13 protein-coding genes and 2 pseudogenes are annotated in these 20437 nt (G+C 41.5%); 1 reads left to right on the top strand and 14 read right to left on the bottom strand.

Features of this window, described 5'->3' with window-relative positions; translation table 11 throughout:
- Positions 1-159: 159 nt before the first annotated feature.
- The 9 genes and pseudogenes from AB3351_RS17600 to AB3351_RS17560 all read right to left on the bottom strand — a co-directional run bounded on the left by AB3351_RS17600 (position 160) and on the right by AB3351_RS17560 (position 13109).
- On the bottom strand, positions 160-1887 hold the full coding sequence (locus tag AB3351_RS17600; protein ID WP_371148453.1) for a TniQ family protein: 1728 nt from the start codon (positions 1885-1887) through the stop codon (positions 160-162).
- Between the two features lie 123 nt (positions 1888-2010).
- Complete coding sequence (locus AB3351_RS17595; protein WP_371148452.1) at positions 2011-3045, bottom strand: TniB family NTP-binding protein; 1035 nt, start codon at positions 3043-3045, stop codon at positions 2011-2013.
- 3 nt (positions 3046-3048) lie between these two features.
- The gene (locus AB3351_RS17590) at positions 3049-5163 is read right to left on the bottom strand and encodes an integrase catalytic domain-containing protein (protein WP_371148451.1); all 2115 of its coding nucleotides are present in this window, start codon (positions 5161-5163) and stop codon (positions 3049-3051) included.
- A complete protein-coding gene (locus AB3351_RS17585) occupies positions 5145-5759 on the bottom strand; it encodes a TnsA endonuclease N-terminal domain-containing protein (protein WP_371148450.1) in 615 nt (204 codons plus the stop codon). Before AB3351_RS17585 ends, AB3351_RS17590 begins: the two co-directional genes overlap by 19 nt.
- Positions 5760-6147: 388 nt before the next feature.
- Positions 6148-8097: a TniQ family protein gene (locus AB3351_RS17580; protein ID WP_371148449.1), complete on the bottom strand. Its 1950-nt coding sequence runs from the start codon at positions 8095-8097 to the stop codon at positions 6148-6150.
- A 186-nt stretch (positions 8098-8283) separates the two neighbouring features.
- Positions 8284-10206: pseudogene (locus AB3351_RS17575) on the bottom strand (adenosylcobalamin-dependent ribonucleoside-diphosphate reductase); the annotation flags it as partial.
- A gap of 55 nt (positions 10207-10261) precedes the next feature.
- Complete coding sequence (locus AB3351_RS17570) at positions 10262-11122, bottom strand: helix-turn-helix domain-containing protein (protein WP_371148448.1); 861 nt, start codon at positions 11120-11122, stop codon at positions 10262-10264.
- Between the two features lie 228 nt (positions 11123-11350).
- A pseudogene (locus AB3351_RS17565) lies at positions 11351-12022 on the bottom strand (ribonucleotide reductase N-terminal alpha domain-containing protein); the annotation flags it as partial.
- A gap of 268 nt (positions 12023-12290) precedes the next feature.
- Positions 12291-13109, bottom strand: a complete 819-nt coding sequence (locus AB3351_RS17560; RefSeq protein WP_371148447.1) for a lipoate--protein ligase family protein — start codon at positions 13107-13109, stop codon at positions 12291-12293.
- 163 nt (positions 13110-13272) lie between these two features.
- On the opposite strand from AB3351_RS17560, the gene AB3351_RS17555 reads away from it, so the two are divergent.
- Entirely contained in the window at positions 13273-13461 is a 189-nt protein-coding gene (locus AB3351_RS17555; RefSeq protein ID WP_371148446.1) for a hypothetical protein, read from the top strand.
- Between the two features lie 186 nt (positions 13462-13647).
- Here AB3351_RS17555 and AB3351_RS17550 read toward each other — a convergent pair whose 3' ends face one another.
- The 5 genes from AB3351_RS17550 to AB3351_RS17530 all read right to left on the bottom strand — a co-directional run bounded on the left by AB3351_RS17550 (position 13648) and on the right by AB3351_RS17530 (position 20425).
- A complete protein-coding gene (locus AB3351_RS17550; RefSeq protein WP_371148461.1) occupies positions 13648-15219 on the bottom strand; it encodes a glycine betaine uptake BCCT transporter in 1572 nt (523 codons plus the stop codon).
- Between the two features lie 127 nt (positions 15220-15346).
- A complete protein-coding gene (locus AB3351_RS17545; RefSeq protein ID WP_371148460.1) occupies positions 15347-16516 on the bottom strand; it encodes a M24 family metallopeptidase in 1170 nt (389 codons plus the stop codon).
- Positions 16517-16679: 163 nt separating this feature from the next.
- A complete protein-coding gene (locus tag AB3351_RS17540; RefSeq protein WP_371148445.1) occupies positions 16680-18131 on the bottom strand; it encodes an aldehyde dehydrogenase family protein in 1452 nt (483 codons plus the stop codon).
- 21 nt (positions 18132-18152) lie between these two features.
- Complete coding sequence (locus tag AB3351_RS17535; RefSeq protein WP_371148444.1) at positions 18153-19193, bottom strand: homoserine dehydrogenase; 1041 nt, start codon at positions 19191-19193, stop codon at positions 18153-18155.
- Positions 19194-19204: 11 nt separating this feature from the next.
- A complete protein-coding gene (locus tag AB3351_RS17530; protein ID WP_371148443.1) occupies positions 19205-20425 on the bottom strand; it encodes a M20 metallopeptidase family protein in 1221 nt (406 codons plus the stop codon).
- Positions 20426-20437: the final 12 nt, after the last annotated feature.

The following is a 20437-nucleotide window of genomic DNA, read 5'->3' as shown; positions in this document are numbered from 1 at the left end:
AATGGCAGCTTATTTTTCAATCATTCATAAAAAGCTACAAACAGTTGTACGGGAGTGGTTTGTCTGAAACTGGATAATCAACACCCCTGTTACTATATATTAAAGGTTTGTAGTTACTTATGGTACGGTCCACTTCAATTAATCCTAAACATGATAATTTCACCATTTACTATTCCTCAGCTTTGCAACTGCAGATACCTGTTCTTTACTAAACAAATATCTTTTCCTTCCATCCTTCCACATAATAATTTTATCTGGCACTATTATACCTTTATTGATAAGAGACCACATTTTTTTTTCACCAATCTTCAGAAGTTTGATTACATCTGTCATGTAATAACCTTCTTGAATCTGTTTTTCGTATTTTATCTGTTCAATACAAGCTCGTAATTCACTTTCTAAATATAAGTTATCTGCTAAATTACCATTTATTCTTTTTGATTTCGGATGAATTCTACCCTCTAATGTGAACTGCAACAGTCTTTCAATACTTAGACCACAAACAGAGAACTTAATTAATGCCTCATAAAAGGTGATTCCATTAATTTCCCCTTTACATGGCTCTTCTCTACATTCTTGAAGTAATTTGTTCACTTCTTCAATTTTTATTTTTACGTAAGAAGCGTATGGTGTTTGAACTTCTGTTAGGAGACCTGCTTTAACAAGGCTAACAATAGATTCACGTTGTATACCTAAAATATCCGCAGCTTCTTTTTTGTTTATATAACTATCTGCATCTTTCAATGCTATTTCTAAAGATTCACGATCAATAAGATATATCGTTTTCTTTCCTCTTTTAACTTCATTCATTTGTACTTTGCCTGCATCAACGATATGTTGAATAGAACCATATGATAATCCAGCTAAAGCTTTGACTTCTTCTTTACGAAGCGTTGTTCTCTGTTCCAGTAGGGCTTGTTCACTCTTAAAGATAGATATATCCTTCCTAGCTAAACCTGCATCTATTTTACGAACCCAAAAATCAGCATATGCTTCTTTAATCATCGGAAATTCATCCAGTACTCTTTCAAATTGTTTTTTTTGTGAATACATATGCGAATGACTTTTTTTTGAAACAAATACTTCTAAAACACGGTAAAAATTATTTGGAAAATCAATATACATCCACCAAACGTTAGCATATGCGCTTAGACATTTTCGATTTGTTAGACTTACTCCCTTCTTGTTGTTAAAAATCCTAATTATACTCTCTTGATCATCAACAAAACTATATAGCCCCTCCAAAAGGTGAAATGAAGCATTTGCCAACCTTAAAAATTTAGGAAACAAAATCCCTTCTTTTCCTAGAATTATTTCTGTCTTTTTAAACATAGCATTTTGTAATCCAACTTGACTTTGATAAAAATGTGAATAAATATTTTCATACTTTATTAAAGCATCTTTATAACGGAACCCACATTCTTTGCAACGGCCGGATATTAATTCTCGATGACTAACTTTTTTAAAACATGCCTGACAAGAATCTACTAATTCGCATTTATGAGTAATACAAAGACATACCTGTTGCAATCCCCAAATGTATTGGTGAACAGTTTCTTCCTGTATACATATAGGACAATATTTCACCTTATTTTTTAGCAAATATTTCTCATATGAATGTCCAAATAATTGTGAACACCAATAAAGTAAACTATGTTTATATAGCTCGTGGAATTCTTGCCCTGTTAGGTGGGATAATAAAAGAACATCTTGTTCTGTAAACAAATTGTTTTGTATTTGAGATGGCCTTGTTGAAATTAATTTTAAAATCCAAGAAGTATTCGAATAACAGTTTTTCGAACATAAACGTTCCAGATAACTTAATAAACTCTCCCCACAGAGAATTTCTGGACGGATTAAAAACATCTGATCAGACATTTCTTCCATGTTTCTCACACCTTTCCCATTCATACCTTCAGTCTTTTCTTCATAATCCTTTTTCATACTAGATTAAATAAAAGAGCACTTGCCTAGGGTAGCAAGTGCTAAATGAGTATCAAAAATATAATATTATTTTTTCTGCTTACGTCTTCTATCGTGATTTTGTTTAAATAAACTCTCTTGCTGCAGCCGCTCTTTTTCGATTTCTTCATCTAAGTTAAAGTTCTTATTAGCAAATGGGTTTATCGCAAATGGACGAATCGAACGAGTAATCTTTTGAAAAGCATCTCCCAAATCAACTTCGCAAACATGATCTTGACCTTTTTTCAATGCAAATTTTGTAGCCTGCTTTAGTAAATCCATTACATATCGAGGAACACCAAAAGAAAAATAATAGAGCTTCCCAGCCACATCGGGATCAGCTAGATTTGAAAGTTTACTAAAGGGTAATTCATGATCAATGGCTTTAAGGAACTTTCTAAACGCAAGCTTTTCTTCAGTGGTTGAAAAACTAAACGGATGTAAAAATGCTCGATTAGGATATCGGCCATCCAATTGTTCATTATGCTTAAAGATCCGTTCCGACTCGGGCAATTCACACAACACCACTGGAATATTAATTTCTTCGATAAAAGTTTTTAACCAATCCGATGCCGTTGCTAAAACGTGATCCGTGTCTCGGTCAATCAAATGCTGGAATTCATCTAAAATGATTATTTCGATTCTGCACGCCTTAACAAAGTTTTGTATACGGTGAGTCATGTTTTCTTCCGTACCCGAGTCAAATAACGGATCACCCATTGTTCGAAGGATTTTTGATGCAAGAACTTTAGGAAACCTTGCACGAGGCGGAACTTTAACATTCAAAACAGGAATAACCGTTCGCTCCTTTTGGACTTGCCTAGGAAAATTAGCCACATACTCATCAACCAATGTAGTTTTACCAGCCCCAGTAGGACCTAATATGCATAACTGATCAGTAATAACACTTTCCTTAGATAATGCATGTATTTCCTCCAATTCAGAAAATACTTCATTGAAATTCGGATGTTTAACTACTATCGCCTTTACGTGTGCAACCCTTTTTGCATACTCTGGAAGAGTAGGACGGACACCGTTCAATGATTCAAAATGAGTCACTTTATATCTCCATTCTTCATTCAATTTTTATACCCTTCTACGAATCGTAGTTTCGAATCCTTGAAGATCCTCGTTATCCCCTTCACCATAGTTATACTCATTTATAACAGGGGATACATTTTGACTGTCAGAGCCACCTTCCCGTTTTTCTTTATTCCTTCCCTTCTTTTCTTTTCTACTTGAAGTACTTTTTGATGTTTTCTTTGACTTCTCCGTTATCTCTTCTACCAATTGCAATGATTCAATATCACTTGGTGCCAGCTGTACATCATAAATGGCTTGTATTGCTCCTAAATCTTCTGCAAACTGTTTTGCTCGTACGTCATCTGGTAACATCTCGATTTGACGTAGAGTCTTCCTACTATGTTGCACAATTTCGTCAATTCTATTTTGAGCTTCTGCAAGAACACTCGTATCAAAATTCCGATACGCTTGCTCGTTGTTGTATGAGTATGCATGTAATTGCTCATAATGGACAGGATGATTAGGATCAATCCTTTTGCGACGCAAACTATTTCTTGTTGGTGCTGCTTCTATATATTGAAGATTCTGTTCATCCCAAATATGTATTACACGCATGTCAGCCATATCATAACGTACCCTTACTTTACGGTCATCCTTTTTCCGTTTCTTCTCATCAAACAAACGCATTAATTCCGGACTTTGGAAAAATTGCGATTGAATCTCTATACCTTTGTTCGTAATAGTTCGCATATCAACACCAGTTGCAAGCAATAATTTCAAGTGTTCTTTTTTATATGGAAGGGTTCGTTGTACTCTAGTTTCTTTTAATCCTTCCTTCCACATAACTTCTGGCTTCATACCTAGTTCTGGGCTAATGTCATTTGCAATGAGGTCAATTAAAGCAATATGGATAATTTCATACAATGCCCGCAAGGTAACACATGCTTCCTTGTCCGAATTATATTGGGACTTCTCTTGTGGGTTTGAAAAAGTAGTACCTGGGATTTTATGAAACACTTTAGAATTTAACGTTTTAAATGTCCGTTCAATTGTTCCCTTATGATGACCTGCTTTTACTGGACAGTATTGCATTTCAATTCCAAGCAATGAACATACTTCCTCTAAATCCTGGGATTCATTTACTTTAGCGTTGTCAAGTACAACTGTTTCTGGAACTCCATAAGCGAGCCAATCATGTTGAAGACGTGGGTATAAGGTACGTAGATGAACCTTGGGTAGCATCGCATGAAGCAAACACTGCTTAATGGCTCTAGTGTCAGGTTCTTGAGGGGAAATGTAAAAACCAAGGGGGTAATGACTGTATTTATCAACGGCTAAGACAAGATAATATCGTTTCCGTTTCGATGTCTGTGTATCTACAATCAATAGATCAATTGGGGTCCAGTCAATTTCAACACGTTGTAAGGGTCGTTCAACTTCAACCTCTGCAGTAGATCCATTCTTATTCAAATCAGCTTGAACCACACCATGCCTAGCCTTATCCTTGGCATAGCTATCTGTTTTGTCTTGTACAATACGAAAGACCGTTGTAAGGCTGCAAGGTTTTATTTTTTGATCGTCGTCACGTGTTTCATTATATTCCTTCACTCGTTCTTTCATTTCAATCCATTTGTCTCTAATGGTCGACTGAAGACCGGTTCTTTCTTCCTTACGCAAAATACCCTCAATAATCGATACCACAATTGGATCCGTATTATAATCTCTCTTTTTAAAACGATCATTAGGAATTAAACTGCGCTTGTCTTCAGTAGCTTCCCAACGTTTTTTCCAGCGATACAGGGAAGCTGGCAAACCAATGATATTTTTGAGTTCTTGGGGTAAGGCAGAAAGATAATCTTTATACTTAGCTGATTTAACTTCACCCGTAATAATCGGTTTTAGTATTTGATACCGCTTCTCCATTAGATCACGTTCTTCATCCGTAAGCACACCAGTATCATACACTATAATTTCTTCTTCTTTTTTCCCAATCTCTTTCTTTATGGTTAGCCGGTTTTCATACCAGGCAATTAATAATTCATTTTCAGAGTGTATTTCAATTTGGTTGTCATAGGATAAATTAGTGATTTCGATATCATCGCCAATATACTTCCGAACCATATACTCTTGATCATTCAAACGAAATTTGATACCTGGAGTTAATGATACTCTCTCCATTGATATTCCTCCTCTGTTCTTCCACATGAAACAATAGAAATATCCGTTAATTTATCACTAATCAAATTTACATATACTTTTTTATAGTAAATAAGAGAGTATATTGCTTTATAAAATTCTTCGCTATTCAAATTGTTGCAATTTTCTCTAAGCATCTCTATCGTACAATCTCCTGAATCTCGAAGCATTTGTAACACATATTTTAATTTTTGAATTGGGATATGCTGATCTGCTAGTGCTCGTAAAAGAGATAAGTTTCGTTGTAAATATCCCTGTCGAAGTTGAACGTCAGTTACAACACAATAATTCCACCCCATTTTCTCACAATAAAGACGCCCTACAAGAAACTTAATTTCGTTCTCCGGCTTTTTAATTTTACTTGTTGGTTTAATCTCAACAATCCTTACTAAACCATCCTTTGTCAACACTTTGAAATCAGGATAATAATCACGTTTTCTGTGCTTATACAGATAAGGAATAGCTAAAGGCTGATGGATAATCTCAAGGATGTTTGGATCGTAATCAGCTATTCTAACATAATCTCTCTCAATACTACTTTCACAGTGAATCATTTTACCAGTTTTGAGAAAAGGCACTTTCCAACGATAATGCTTACCTTTACTCGCTTTTATTTTTCTAGCATGCTGTACGATTTAAATTCACCTCTCAAAATTAGTGTTGCCATTAGCAAGCATTCTCTAAACCAAGTAAGGGTGGGTGACTGCTAATTTACTACAAGTTTTTCATTAATCATATTTCGTTACGATCTGTATTTAATCCTTTGACGAATATAGTCATGTTATGTCTATATATTGTTGTAAACAACTAGTAATTCAAACGGGGATCAGCAGTAGCTTTGTCAGGTGAAACTGGATATTAAATGAAGTCCCTCTTTAACCCCATTGTCTGTTTAAATATCACCAATTGCTGTCGAAGAAAAAAGTATGCATTTCAAATACCGGTATTTATTAAGAATTAAGTTTTCTATGTGAAATTTCCATCTAAAAACATATTTACATCACTTTGAACAAATAAGTATTTGGTATATCCATCAACTGAAGGTCCCGAAACCGGTTGGATACCATTATTGATTAAATGTTTAGCTAGGTGTTTGTTATATCCTTTTCCAACTTCCAAAAAACTTACAGTCCAGTAATTATCAACAAATTTATCCAAACTTGATTTATTTACAAGAACCAAGTTCTTTCTAACTTGAATAGCTTCAATATAGCCCCTTTTTATCCAATGACTGATATCATAACTTGTAACTTTTATTTTTTTCGCAGCTTCGGCAATTGAGTAATACTTTCTATCCTCATTCTTTTCAGTTACATAAGACTTATCCCCGAGGTAGCCGCCATGCTTTCTCTTATATGTACACTTTTTCTTTCTGACACAGTTCTTCACATATAAATCCAAAGATCCTTGATCGAAATGATATTTTTGAAATCCAAACGATTGGTTATTTATGTTGACTGGCACTAACTCACCGTCAATCAGTGAAAAAATAAAGTCTTTTAAGGATTTGCCGTATTCCCTTACAAACATCTGCGCTTCTTTAAAAGAATATACAGCTCCTTCATTACGACATTTTGGTAATTTCATATTTGAGTCGATTTTCTTAAATATTGCTTCAGTGTCTTGTCTATTAAAAATGCTAAATGAAGCATTATCTTCTTTAGGTGACAGGACTGGAGAGATTAATGAGGATTCTACTAAACATTCGCAGCCCTTTACATCAAGTCCCAAAACATCTGCAAGATTAGGAATCCCTTTAATCATATTTTTTTTGAATTCAAGTACATCTGTTTTTAATAGTATAGTATTGTAAATCCTATTGTTTGCTTCATAATATCCTCTAAAAACTCCCTTATTTATCAGAATGCGAATAATATAAATTTTTATTCCTAAAACCTTTTCAGCTTGATGCCCAGTTAAATATTTATTTCTGAATATATCAGACTTGTTAAATGTGCTTGATATGTAATCTTGAATATGAATATCTAAATAATTTTCAAACCCCTCCCTCAAAAAATTGAAATCTTCATTATCGAAATATTTGTAAATCTTTCTTGTTAACTCTCCAAAATCCTTTGTGATCCCAATTTGTGAAGATTGGATAATTTGCCTTCTTCTTATTTTTATATCCTCTAAAAATTTATAATAATTTTCCGGAAAATAATTAAAGACATTATATGATTTGGTTAACCATTCACTTAATTCAGCTATATTATACTTCCTAGTTACAATTACGTTCTGATCTACGTTTTCTGGAAATGATTTAGCAATAAAAAATAATACATCATTTAGATCAATAAGACTTAAACTTTCCAAAGGGTTTGAGTTATCTTTATTTCTTCTACTTAAGTGAAGTTTTTCATATATTAATTTTGAAACGTAAACATTCTCTGAGTATTTGGCTGGAGAACTGATTAAATCAAAATCACAATTATTACAGTGATATTTTCGCATACTATGGAAAGTAATTTTACAGTTACAATTTGGGCAAACATCTATAAGCAACTGCCTATGAAAATGACATACAGTATACGAAAATAAATCCCAAACTTTACGTAAATATCCATATTGTTTAATACATTCTGAGCATATTCTTAGTTTGTCTGTAGCGACATGCATAACTTGTACATATTCTTTCACAACATTGTTTTCACTCTTGTGTCCTCCATTTTCTAATTTGAAATTTATTTTTTTTAGTTCCTCTATTTCTTTATCAAATAAGAATGCTAATTTAATCAGATTTTCTTCATTGATACTTAAGATATCATATTTTCTTAGTTGTCCTTTTTCTAAACTAATTAAGCTCTTTATCCAACGAAGCTTATATTTATTTTGGTACAAAATTCTTATTATGTATCCAAACAAACCTTCATCAGAGATTGGGTCTGGTCTGCTTAACAATATTGTTGGCTGCATAAGATCCCCCCAAAAAAGGGTGAGAACATTAATGCCCTCACCCAGTTGTATAATTATTAAATTAAATGTGTATTTTATTCATTTGTCAATAATAATGAAGCAAAATTCTCACCTAAAACGTAATTTTTCTCACCTGTTATGAAAAATCACACATTTATATGAATATAACTGACATTCTCATCATACTTACGAGCAGCGGGAATAGCCGCATGACTCACAATGCTTGCAGCCCTCTTCAGCTACAAGCGCTGCCGCGCCGCATTCTGGACACAGATCGAGTCCTTCACGATAGATGTCCCCATCCTCATCGCGCTCATGCGTCTCTTCTTGCTCAGGCATCGCAGCCGGAGCCTGTACATCTACATCAATCGCAGCCGCTACCGGTGTGCCTTCATTCTCATCAAGGTAGAATTCAATCGCCTTTGCTACCGCATCCGGAATCGAATCGACACGGTTGGCACCGAAACCAACAGCACCGGAGCCGCCAATCCCTTTCAGATGCTTAATTAACAGACGAGCCTTGTTACCATCCGGCAGTTCACCAAAGCGGAGGAACAGCGTAGATACACGGCCAAGCGCCTCAGACATCGCAAATACATCGCTACCCGCTTTTCCTACGTTTACAATGACCTCAAACGGTGCACCATCTGCTTCGTTTACCGTTATGTAGGCTTTGCCGAGTGGCGTTTTCATCTTATAGGTTGCGCCTTTGAGACGAAGCGGACGACGACGGTAGTCTTTTGTCGGCGGCATCTCATCAAGATCTGTCGCTTGAGAGATTTCCTCTGTTTTCGTCTTCAGCGTAGTTGTCTCTTTCTTTTCGTCTTTCTCTTCGCCTTTTGTCGTCAGAACCTGTACATCACGGCTGCCGTCACGGTAGATCGTTACGCCTTTGCAGCCAAGGTCGAAGGCAAGTTCATACAATGCTTTTGTATCTTCAACGGTGAAGTCTGTCGGTGCGTTCGCTGTTTTACTGATGGAGCTGTCCACCCATTTCTGAATGGCACCCTGTACACGCACGTGGTCTTCTGCCGATAGATCCATTGCGCTTACGAAATAATCTGGCAGCTTTTCTGCATCATTCTCTTCAAGCCATTCTTTTGCAATCGGCACGTACTGCTTGTCGAATCCCAGACGGCTTTGACGATAGAATTCAAACGCATAAAATGGCTCGATGCCTGTAGACGTACCCACCATCGTTCCTGTCGATCCGGTAGGAGCCTGTGTCAAAACGGTTACGTTGCGCATGCCGTTCTCTTTTACCGCACTGCGCACTTCCTCATCAAACTGCTTCATGAAGCCGCTTTGCAGGAAGAGGTCCGCATCAAACGCCGGGAAGCTTCCTTTTTCGGCAGCAATTTCTGTAGATGCCAGATATGATTCACGAGCAATAAAGTTATATAGCTTGTCCAAGAAATCAAGAGATTCCTGACTTCCGTAGCGGATTTCTAGGTTGATCATCATCTCTGCAAGACCCATCGTTCCAAGGCCGACACGGCGCTCGTTCTTCTGGTTCGCTTCATTCTCTGGGAAGTGATATGGTGTTGCATCTACGACATTGTCTAAGAAACGCACAGAATGGCGCACGGTTGTCGCAAGGCTTTCCCAATCTACATCGCCGTCTTTTGTGAATTTTGAAAGATTAATTGCAGATAAGTTACAAACGCCCCACCCTGGGAGACCCTGTTCCCCACATGGATTCGTACAAATAATCGGGTTAAAGTACCAGCTGTTCGACATCTGATTGTAGTATTCCATGAATACAACACCAGGCTCAGCGGATTTCCATGCCGACTCAATGATTGTATGCCACATGTCACGTGCACGAATTGTTTTGTATACACGCACCGGCTTGCCAAGCTCAAGCCATTTCTCCATATTGCCATCCCAGACCTCATCATATTCCGGGTCTGTTGTGTCCGGGAATCTCAAATCCCATTCCAGGTCTTCTTTAACAGCTTTCATGAAATCGTTGCTGACGCAAACAGATAGGTTAGCATTTGTAATCTGTCCCATATTCTGTTTTACCGTAATGAAGTCCAGCACATCCGGGTGCCAGTCGTTCATCATTAGCATTAATGCTCCACGCTTTATGTTACTCCCCGCCTGTAGCGAGTGGATAGGTCATTTCTGCCTATCTCTCATGCTTTCACATGAGTTCAGACTATATCATCAAGGAAGTAAACTTTTCATACTTTCGATTCAGCTTTAATGTTCCATAGGCATACATTTCATTATAGATTCTACACAAATCTTTTTGTGAAGTTATATGGAGGTCATAACAACCTTGCTTTTTATATAAGCCATTAATTCCTAGAGCAATTTCCTTAGACTTAAAAAATAACAGTATATCATTCAATAAAGCCTGCGAACCGGTAATACCGAACCTTTTTCTCCATCTTCTCTGACTTCTATGGTCGTAAATGTGTCCATCAGCATCAAATATACCGCGGATAAAGGCCCATTGTAAGTCTTGTCTGTTAAAATTAAGCCATTGCTCTTTTCCCGTCTTTTGTGGAGATATTCCTAATCGGATTAAATCATCGCATATCTTTGTGCAGTTAATTATAAGCGAAGCTTTCATCTGCTCATTAGAATATGTTGCCTTGTGAAACTTCAACATATCTTGCATCTCCATGTATAAAGCAATGTCTTCTAATATTTGTCGATCCGCTATAGAAAGCACAATCCCCATTCTTTTGCTTTTCCCTCTATCGACAATATAACCATCACCGTTAATAAAACCAACGATGTAAGCTTTATCAGGAGTATCAATTGTAGCGAAAAAATTTTCATCATAACGATACCGTTTCGATTTTACTTTTCCCGCTTCTCCACAAGGCCTGCCCTTTAATCCTATTTCTATCATCCAACGAGAAACAGTTCCTCTAGGAATGTCTATAAGCTTAGCTATTTCATTCTCAGTATGCCCTTGATTATAAAGCTGAATAAGGTACTGCTGAAGCTTTTCCTTGCTTCGCGCCTCGTAGTAACGTCTCCGCTGTCTACGATTTACTCGTTCCATATTACTTCCCTCTTAATGAATTCCTTCATGCGGGATACGATGTAACGTAGGAACTTTTAATAGTCGTTGAACCTTCGCCTCCGTTTCCAAAGGCGCTTGGCTGCTGATTGTCCATTGTTGCATCCATCCGATTTTTATGCGTTCACGCTCGCCGTTGCCAGCCACGTTGTAGCTCAGATAGCTTTAGGATGTTCCAGCAATTCGCGAAGTTACGTCGCCATGGTATTAACGACTTCCACCCTGCTCAATTAATCCGGTTGTATAGCTGAACAATCCGCCCCATGATACAGAACCGCTCGATGAACCGTTCACTCCACGCACTTGTGCACGGCGCGGACGAAGGCTGGAGAGGTTAATGCCGACCCCGCCCCCGCGTGACATAATTTCCGTCATCTGGCTCAGCGTTTCCATGATACCGCCGCGGCTGTCGTGCGGGGATGGAATTACGTAGCAGTTATACAGCGTCAGCTCATCATTTGCACCGGCACCGGCTGCAATCCGCCCACCCGGAACAAGCTTCCAATCCATCAGCAGATTACGGAACTTCTCCGTCCACTCCGCTTGCTTCTCCGGTGTTGTCTCAACGGATGCAATCGTCTTCGCCAGGCGATCCCACATCTCATCCGGTGTGCTCTCAAGCGTGCGCAGCGCCTTCTCTACATCCGCTTCCACCACGTCACCATTCCGCAATTTCACGTGGATGATCTTGCCTTCACGCGATTCTACTACACCGACTTCCTTTTTTGGGAATTTCGGATCATCTTTTGTTAAAACAAGTACAGTGTCTCCGGCTTGTACATTGTCAGGATTCGTATCTTTGAGCGCATAACGGTCGAGGAAAATTTTTTCGCTTAATCCTTCCAGTTTCGTTTTGCCCGCCATTTCAGTTGTTGTCTCCATTTTTCGCCCTCCAACTGGTTGAAATATAAATTGACCATTCATACCCGGTCTGATACATTGAATAGGTGTCCTTATTAGTCTAAACCAACGATTGCTAATACGTCAATATATTGTGCTTACATATAGATATTACCACAATATATAGTTAATTTCCTGTTTTTCCTCGAAAAATTTTTCGACAAAATATATTGCGATCCCGCAAGCTATTTCTCTTGCTCAACCGCACAAAAAACGGCCTCGTCGGCCGTTTTTATTTTCTACCTCGGTTCTATCGCTTGTAATTCCATTCATCGCAGCCGTACTTCTCCCGTACAAGCTGTTCGGCAAGCGCTTTCTCTTCCATCGTCAATTCATCATCCACAAGCTCTACCCCGAGCCCCTTGGCAAATCCTTTACGAAACGCTGCACTCGCTTCCTCGACCGTTGCCGGAGCCCTGCGCACTTGATTAATCGCAACCGCCTTCTCTGCAAAGCTCTTCTTCAGCCACTCCCGCACTCGCTCATTCGGATGACGAATAATATCAAACAGCATATCGGCATCCATATCCAGCAGAATGGCACCGTGCTGTAGAATCACGCCTTTCTGCCTTGTCTGAGCGCTTCCGGCCACCTTCTTCCCCTCTACCACTAGTTCGTACGAGGACGGGGCATCAAAACAAGCCGCAGAGGATGGGGCAGCAAGCTTCGCCTGATCTGGATTTACCATATCGGCCTCTAAATCCAACAGCCTGAAACCCTCTACCAGTCCCGCACTAATAATACGATAGGCATCGGTTACGCCTGATGGCATCGCCGGGTGCAATTCAGAGACAATCACACTATATGTAAGCTCCTTATCATGCAGAACCGTTCTACCTCCAGTCGCACGTCGTACGAACCCGAGACCGTATTGCCTTACTTTATCTAGATCAATTTCCTTCTCAGCTTTCTGGAAATAGCCGATTGATACCGTTGCTGGCTTCCATGTATAGAAGCGGACGGAAGGTTTCGTTTTTCCTTCACTATGTAGAGTTAGAACCGCCTCATCAATCGCCATATTCATCGCCGGGGAACTGATTCCCGTATCGAGAAAACGCCATTGCTCCATAGATGTACCCCTTTCTCTTTTGCTTCCCTTCTATTGTAGCATACGCAGTATATGCCTCACCTTTTTCAACTTGCTTTACATAGAGCATGTTTCACAAAGAAAAATAAGTGGTAAAGATAAGTCTACGTATATATTCCATGAGTATCAAAGGAGGCGTTACCGAATGAAAGACATGTGTATTTATTGCGGTGAAGAGTTGGTACTCTGGGAACGAAGCCGAAGCTATTGCAGCAAATGCCGGGAAGCAGCGGAAGTGACGTATGCAGATGATGTGCATTATGCAGATGACGAGATTCGCCACGATGACTATTATATTGATGAATCAGAAAATTTCAGCCATAAATATGAATAACAGGAGAAACAGCAATGAAGCAGCCAACCAGATACAGAGATGGTTTTATAGGTAATCTCCTGTCCCTCTTATGATTCACAGTGTAAAGGACGCTGTGAATTGTAAGGGGGATTTTTTTATAATTTTCACAGAAAAAAACAGCCTGAGTCTCCTGCTATTTCTGACTCAGGCTGCCTATCTTATCACTTATCCTGAACTTGCCTTCTTCTCTTCCTTGGAATACTCGCTGTATGATTGCCCCCCTAGCTGCTGTTGATGCTGCTCCTGCCGCAATGATTTCACAAGTGAAATACACATCGCAATTAAAATAAAGGTAAACGGTAGGGCGGTAACGAGTGATGCCGTCTGAAGTCCTTTTAATCCGCTGCTAATAATGAGAACAGCGGAAATGGCAGCCATCAATCCACCCCAGATTACCTTAGCGAGCATGGAAGGATTTAAGTTACCCTTTGATGTCATCATACCAAGTACAAACGTTGCCGAATCCGCAGATGTAACAATGAAGATCGCGATAAGCACAATCGATACAACAGACAGCAGCGAAGAAAGCGGAAGCTCATTTAGCATGACAAACAACGCGCTTGTAATATCTTTTGATACCGCATTTGCGATCGCTGTATTCTCAAACAAATCCATATGCAGAGCCGTTCCGCCAAAGATAGCAATCCAGACCAATCCAATAAACGGAGGTACGATCAAAACACCCATAACAAATTCGCGGATGGTTCGTCCTTTGGAAACACGTGCCACGAACGAGCCGACGAAGGGGGACCATGCGATGACCCAAGCCCAATAAAATATGGTCCAATCACGTACCCAAGTTCCGCCTTCATAAGGGGTTAAATAAAAGCTTGTCTCTATGAAATGCTGAATATAATCGCCAATTCCAAGTGTAAATCCATTAAGGATAAAAACTGTCGGTCCAGCAAAGAGAACAAACAGCATCAGGCAGAGCGCCATACCCATATTGATGTTGCTTAAGACTTTAATCCCCTTATCAAGTCCCGTTACAGAAGAGGTCATATAAAGAACAAACAAAACGGTAATAATCAGCAGCTGCACCCACGTATGATCCGGAATGGAGAAGACATACTTCAATCCGCCGTTAATTTGGAGAACAGACATTCCAAACGATGTAGCAACCCCTGTTATCGTTGCAATCACGGCTAGAATATTAATCCCATTCTTTAAGTAATAACTTTTACGCTTTCCCATAACAGGCTGCAGGGTTGAGCTGATGAGAGAATTACTCTTTTTACGGAATTGAAAGTAGCTAAGACCAAGACCTACGACCGCGAATACCGACCACTGATGTATTCCCCAGTTGAAAAATGTATAGCGCATGGCAGTGCGTGCCGCCTCAGCCGACTGCGGCTCCATGCCCTTAAATGGAGGAGAAGCAAAATGAGTCATCGGCTCAGCTACTCCCCAAAACACCAGCCCGGCTCCAAAGCCTGCGCTAAACAGCATACTGATCCAGGTAAAAAAGGAGTACTCCGGCTTTTCATGGTCTGCTCCCAGCTTGATTTTGCCATACCGGCTAAAAGCCATGAAAAGGCAAAAGCCTACAAAAAACACCATCGAAAGCAAATAGAACCAGCCAAAATTAATGGTCGTGAAATCAAAAATCGCGGAAGCATATTTCGCAAAGCCTCCCGGCGCAACCACTCCTGCAATAACAAACAGGAGAACAATAGCCGCGGAGGCCCAAAAAACTACATTATTATGCGATGCCCGCTTTATATCATTTTTCAAAATGATCACCCTTTATCCGTGTTATTCACACTTGTTTTTTAATAGGAGAGCTGCTCAAGTAATGAAGTATATCACTCTACTCTTCTGTAAACGCTTTCTCTCTATTCTGTCAGGGTTTCTTGATCCGTCTTTATTTCTTAACAAACAACTCTCTCGGAAAATTCGCCAGCACTTCACATCCTGTCTCCGTCACCCGAAACGATTCACTGATCTCCACTCCGTAGTCATCAAGCCAAATGCCAGGAATCATATGAAAGGTCATGTTCGGCTGCAGGATAGTTCGATCTCCTTTTCTGATGCTTGCGGTATGCTCACCCCAATCCGGTGGATAGTTCAATCCCATCGAATACCCAATGCGGGAGTCCTTTGTAAAGCCGCTTTTTGCAATCGACTTGTTCCAGGCTTGCTCTATTTCTTCGCACGTAACACCCGGTTTAATAACGTCCAATGCATTGTTGATTCCCTCGCCCACCACCTTGGCTAACTCACTGATTTTTGCCGGTGCCTCTCCGATTACAACCGTTCTTGCCAATGGGGAGTGATAGCGGTGATAGCAGCCAGCCAGCTCCAGGATCACAGGTTCGCCCCTTTTATAGGTTTGATCGGTCCAGGTTAAGTGCGGTGTCGATGTTTTTTCTCCGGCAGGCAGCAGCGGAACAATAGCGGGGTAGTCACCGCCATACTGCTCGGTTCCACTGATTTGAGCATGGTAGATTTTCGCTACCACATCACATTCCCGTATACCTTCTTCGATGGATTCAATACCTATGCGCATCGCGTTTTCTACAATTTTGGCCGCCCGCTTCATATACGTAATCTCTTGCTCCGATTTAATGAGGCGGACCCAATTCACCATATTGGTTCCATCGACAAAACGGGCAGTAGGCAGTCCTTTCTTCAAGCTCTCATAGCACTGCGCGGTAAAATAGTATGCATCCATCTCCACTGCAATTACGCTGCTATCCTGTCCTCTCTCCGCTATGATCTGAGCTACAAAATCCATTGGATGCTTTACAGTACTATGAACATAATCATCCGAATACGCAAGAATGCGGTCTTCATCGATCCAGGCCGTTACCTTCGCAGCATTCGCGTCCATTCCCCTGCCCACCCATATTGGCTGATCTTCATCAATCATAACGATGAGGAGCTGATGAACATAGAAGGACCAGCCATCATAGCCGGATAGATAATTCATATTAGCCGGATCGGTAAGCAACAGCACATCAATCCCTTTTTCACTCATGGACTGCTTCGTTTTTTTCAATCGTGTCTGGTATTCTTCCACATCAAAGCGCAGCATACGCACCCTCCCCATGTAATCGTTTTCTCTTACGCAGAGGAGAACTCCGGTTGAGGCTATCCCCAGGAGTCCTCTCTTCCTTCATCTAAAAACATTTTATTTTATGAATAATACATTTAATTATATATATCACTATCTTAACCGTAAATAATTATTTAATTTAGCTAGATTTACTCAGCTTAAAACATACAACTTTTGGCTCTGTCATTTCTTGAATTGCAAACTTTACCCCTTCTCGACCTAAACCTGAACCTTTAACGCCTCCAAATGGCATCCCATCAATTCGGTAATCCGTGCTGTCATTGATCATCACACCGCCTACATTCATACGATGAATCGCCTGAAATGCCCGATCGAGATTGCGGGTAAAGATTCCAGCCTGCAGCCCGTAATTCACATCATTAGATTTGACAATCGCTGTGTCAAAATCGGGGACCGAATACAGCAGGACAACCGGTCCGAATATTTCTTCCTTCGCCAACGTACAATCTTTTGGAACATCCGCTAATACAGTCGGCATATAATACGCGCCACTACGGCGTCCACCGCACAGCAGAGTCGCTCCTTTATCAACAGCCTCCGCCACCCACTTCTCGACACGAATCGCTTCCTTCTCCGTAATCATCGGTCCCATATCCGTCTCTTCAGATAGCTTGTCGCCGACACGATACTGGAGCGTTCTTTTTATGAAGGCTTGGGCGAACGCATCATAGCTCTTCTCTTCAATATAAATCCGCTGTACACCCAGGCAGTTCTGCCCCGCTGCCCAAAATGCGCCGGAAACTGTCGATTCCACCGCTTCCTCCAGATCCGCGTCATTTAACACAATAACCGGTGAATTCGAACCGAGCTCCATTCCTATCTTCTTCAATCCCGCTTTATGGCTGATCTCTGTACCTGTTTTGATTCCGCCTGTAAATGAAACCATGCGTACATCAGGATGCGTGACAAGAACATCCCCGATTTCTTTGGCATGTCCAGTAATGACGGTTAATACCTTGGGGGGCAGTCCGGCTTCAACAAAAGCTTCTGCCAGAAGGAGTGCGCTTAGAGGAGTAACCATTGCTGGCTTTACAATGATCGCATTCCCTGATGCGATGGCTGGGCCAACCTTGTGGGCTACTAGATTTAGCGGGTCATTAAACGGTGTAATGGCTGCAATAAGCCCGATCGGAAAACGATAATAATAGCCGACACGATTTTCGCTTCCAGGCATTTGATCAAATGGAATGGTTTCGCCATGGATTCTTCTTGCCTCTTCGGCGCTAATGCGGAGGGTTTCGATGCAGCGCATGACTTCTTTTCGCGCTTCGCGGATCGTCTTGCTCCCTTCGCGGGCGATGGTTATGGCATACTCTTCGTTGCGCTTCTGAATACTATCAGCCGCTCGATTCAGAATTGCAATCCGTTCATGCACAGGCATCGCTGCAGCGATCTCGACTCCCTCTTTGGCCGCTTCAATCGCTTTTCGCATGTCTTGTGCTGATGCAGCAGGCACTGTCGTAATCAAACTATTGTCCTTTGAATCGTATACTTCAACCACCTTTGTACGTGTTACCCATTCACCGGCGATATACATGCCCATTTGTTTTACCGTTGTTGATAGAGCCATTCTTCTTTTACCCCTTTCTATTCATATCTGTCCACGTGCAATATTAATCAAGTCAATCAGAATAGAAAATCCCGTTTCGGTACGGCCTGCTCCGGCCCCAACCAACGTAATCGGCCCAGCCAGATCACACGCATACGTAATCGCATTGACCGGTCCCATAATACCAGCTAACGGATCTGTAAGCGGAATCGCCTCAGGTCCTACTTTTGCGGTTATGTTATTTCCTTCCTTTTTGATTGCCGCTATTAACTTCCATCTCTTCCCATTGTCTTTTGCCCACTCAATATCCTGCCGTGTCAGATGCGTGATTCCTTCACACGCAATCTCGTCCCTTTTCATTGGCACGTTCATTACAACATTGGCAAGAATCACCGCTTTATATTGAGCATCATATCCTTCTACGTCACTGGTTGGATCGGCTTCAGCATAGCCAAGCGCCTGCGCTTCCTGTAACGCCGCTTCATAGGACAGTCCGTCTTCCATTTTGGTTAGAATGTAGTTCGTTGTCCCGTTTAAAATTCCCTTGATTTCGTGAATTTCGTTTCCCGCAAGCGAGACAAGCGGCATGCGCAACGCGGGCGTTCCGCTCATGACCGTTCCTTCGAATCCCCAGCGTACATTCTGCTTCTTCGCAAGCTCCGCTAGTTCTTGATAGGCAAGCGCTACCGGCCCTTTGTTGCTCATCACAACATTTTTTCCGGATTCAAACGCGGCCCGGCAGTGGTCAATCGCCGGCTGTCCCGTTTTTATATCGGTAAAGGTCATCTCTACAATGGTATCCGCGTTGCTCTGACGAATCGTCTGGAAGCTATCCCAGCCTCGGATTAAGCCGGGAGTGGAAGGATACTCATCCAGCCTGCCAGTATTTTTTACTGTATGAAGCACCTGATGAAGATCGAGACCGTCCGGATGATAGAGCGACCCTTTCATCAAATCAGCAATGGCAACAATTTTCGCGTCAAAACCGATGCCTTCTTGCAGGGCTTCCGCTTTGTCTCTAATGATTTCTGCTATTCCCTGCCCGACAACTCCAAAGCCGAGCAAAGCAATCTTATGTGCCATAAACCTGCCCCCTACTTTTGATTTAGCTTATATGTGCCTTGTAGAAACCGTACGGCCGTTTCCGCCATAATGGCAGCGCCCATAGGCAGGCATTTTTCGTCAATATCAAAGATCGGCGTATGAAGCTCCCGCTTGATCCCATCTAGGGGGGAGCAGCCGAGAAAGAACATTGCCGCTGGAACCATCTGGGCCATGTAAGCAAAATCCTCTCCCCCAAGGCCAAATGGAGTGTGCTTGATCACCGTTCCAGGGTAGAGATCTGTCAGCGTTTCTTGCAGCCATGCATTTACGGTCGCATCATTTTTTAATGCGGGTTCTCCGCGCTGTACCGCAAATCGATAACTGCCCCCGAGTACGTCCACAATAGAAATGGCTTTCTCAACTTCCGTAATTAACTGCTCTCGCACGACAGGATCATAGCTGCGCAGCGTTCCCTCCAAGTAAACCTCAGCCGGAATGATATTGCTTGCTGATCCCGCATGAATCTGGCCGACACTCACAACAGCCGCTTCAAGCGGAGATATCTTCCTCGCAACAATACCATGCAGCGCCTGCAGTACAGGCCCTAGCATCCATACCGGATCCGTTCCTAGATGCGGATAAGCCCCATGACCTCCCGTACCAAAGATCGTCGCCTCAAATACGTCCACATTCGCCATGCTATATCCTTCATGCACTTGCACTTCACCGACCGGGTTTTCCGGACTCATATGCAGTGCAATCGCACAATCCACCCCGTCCAAAGCTCCGGCTTGGATCATATGGACCGCTCCTGTCAGGCCGTTTTCATCCGTGCTCTCTTCCGCCGGTTGAAAAATCAGCTTAACCGTCCCCTTAATTTCTCCTTTTTGAAAGCGCTCGGCCAGCAGTTGAGCCGCACCTAACAGGATGGATGTATGAGCGTCATGGCCGCAAGCATGCATGATCCCTGGATGCTGTGAACGAAAGCTGTGGCCGGTTTCCTCCATAATCGGAAGCGCATCCATATCCGCGCGAATCGCGATGGTTGGACCGGTGCCAGAAGATAGCGTACCGACAACTGCGGTAGGATAACCTACACCGATTTCGATTTCGATCCCGGGCATCGTCCGCAGAACGTCCACTACGAATTGGGATGTCTGGAATTCCTGATAGCTTATCTCCGGGTTTGCATGGATACTGCGCCGCCAATGAATAAGTTGTCCAAAAAGCGCTTCCGATCTTTCCACTATTGACTCATGTTGGGTTGCCATTGTTTCACCTCG

Origin of the sequence: Aneurinibacillus sp. REN35, assembly GCF_041379945.2 — a bacterium.
In the GTDB taxonomy this organism is placed as follows: domain Bacteria; phylum Bacillota; class Bacilli; order Aneurinibacillales; family Aneurinibacillaceae; genus Aneurinibacillus.
Note: the sequence above shows the minus strand (reverse complement) of the source record. Positions and strands in the feature narration are given on the sequence as shown.

Bases quoted from the DNA above. Each gene is read 5' to 3' on its own strand.
- AB3351_RS17600 (WP_371148453.1), bottom strand. From the start codon at position 1,887: ATGGAAGAAATGTCTGATCAGATGTTTTTAATCCGTCCAGAAATTCTC.
- AB3351_RS17560 (WP_371148447.1), bottom strand. From the start codon at position 13,109: ATGGAGCAATGGCGTTTTCTCGATACGGGAATCAGTTCCCCGGCGATG.
- AB3351_RS17570 (WP_371148448.1), bottom strand. From the start codon at position 11,122: ATGGAACGAGTAAATCGTAGACAGCGGAGACGTTACTACGAGGCGCGA.
- AB3351_RS17580 (WP_371148449.1), bottom strand. From the start codon at position 8,097: ATGCAGCCAACAATATTGTTAAGCAGACCAGACCCAATCTCTGATGAA.
- AB3351_RS17535 (WP_371148444.1), bottom strand. From the start codon at position 19,193: ATGGCACATAAGATTGCTTTGCTCGGCTTTGGAGTTGTCGGGCAGGGA.
- AB3351_RS17590 (WP_371148451.1), bottom strand. From the start codon at position 5,163: ATGGAGAGAGTATCATTAACTCCAGGTATCAAATTTCGTTTGAATGAT.
- AB3351_RS17540 (WP_371148445.1), bottom strand. From the start codon at position 18,131: ATGGCTCTATCAACAACGGTAAAACAAATGGGCATGTATATCGCCGGT.
- AB3351_RS17555 (WP_371148446.1), top strand. From the start codon at position 13,273: ATGAAAGACATGTGTATTTATTGCGGTGAAGAGTTGGTACTCTGGGAA.
- AB3351_RS17530 (WP_371148443.1), bottom strand. From the start codon at position 20,425: ATGGCAACCCAACATGAGTCAATAGTGGAAAGATCGGAAGCGCTTTTT.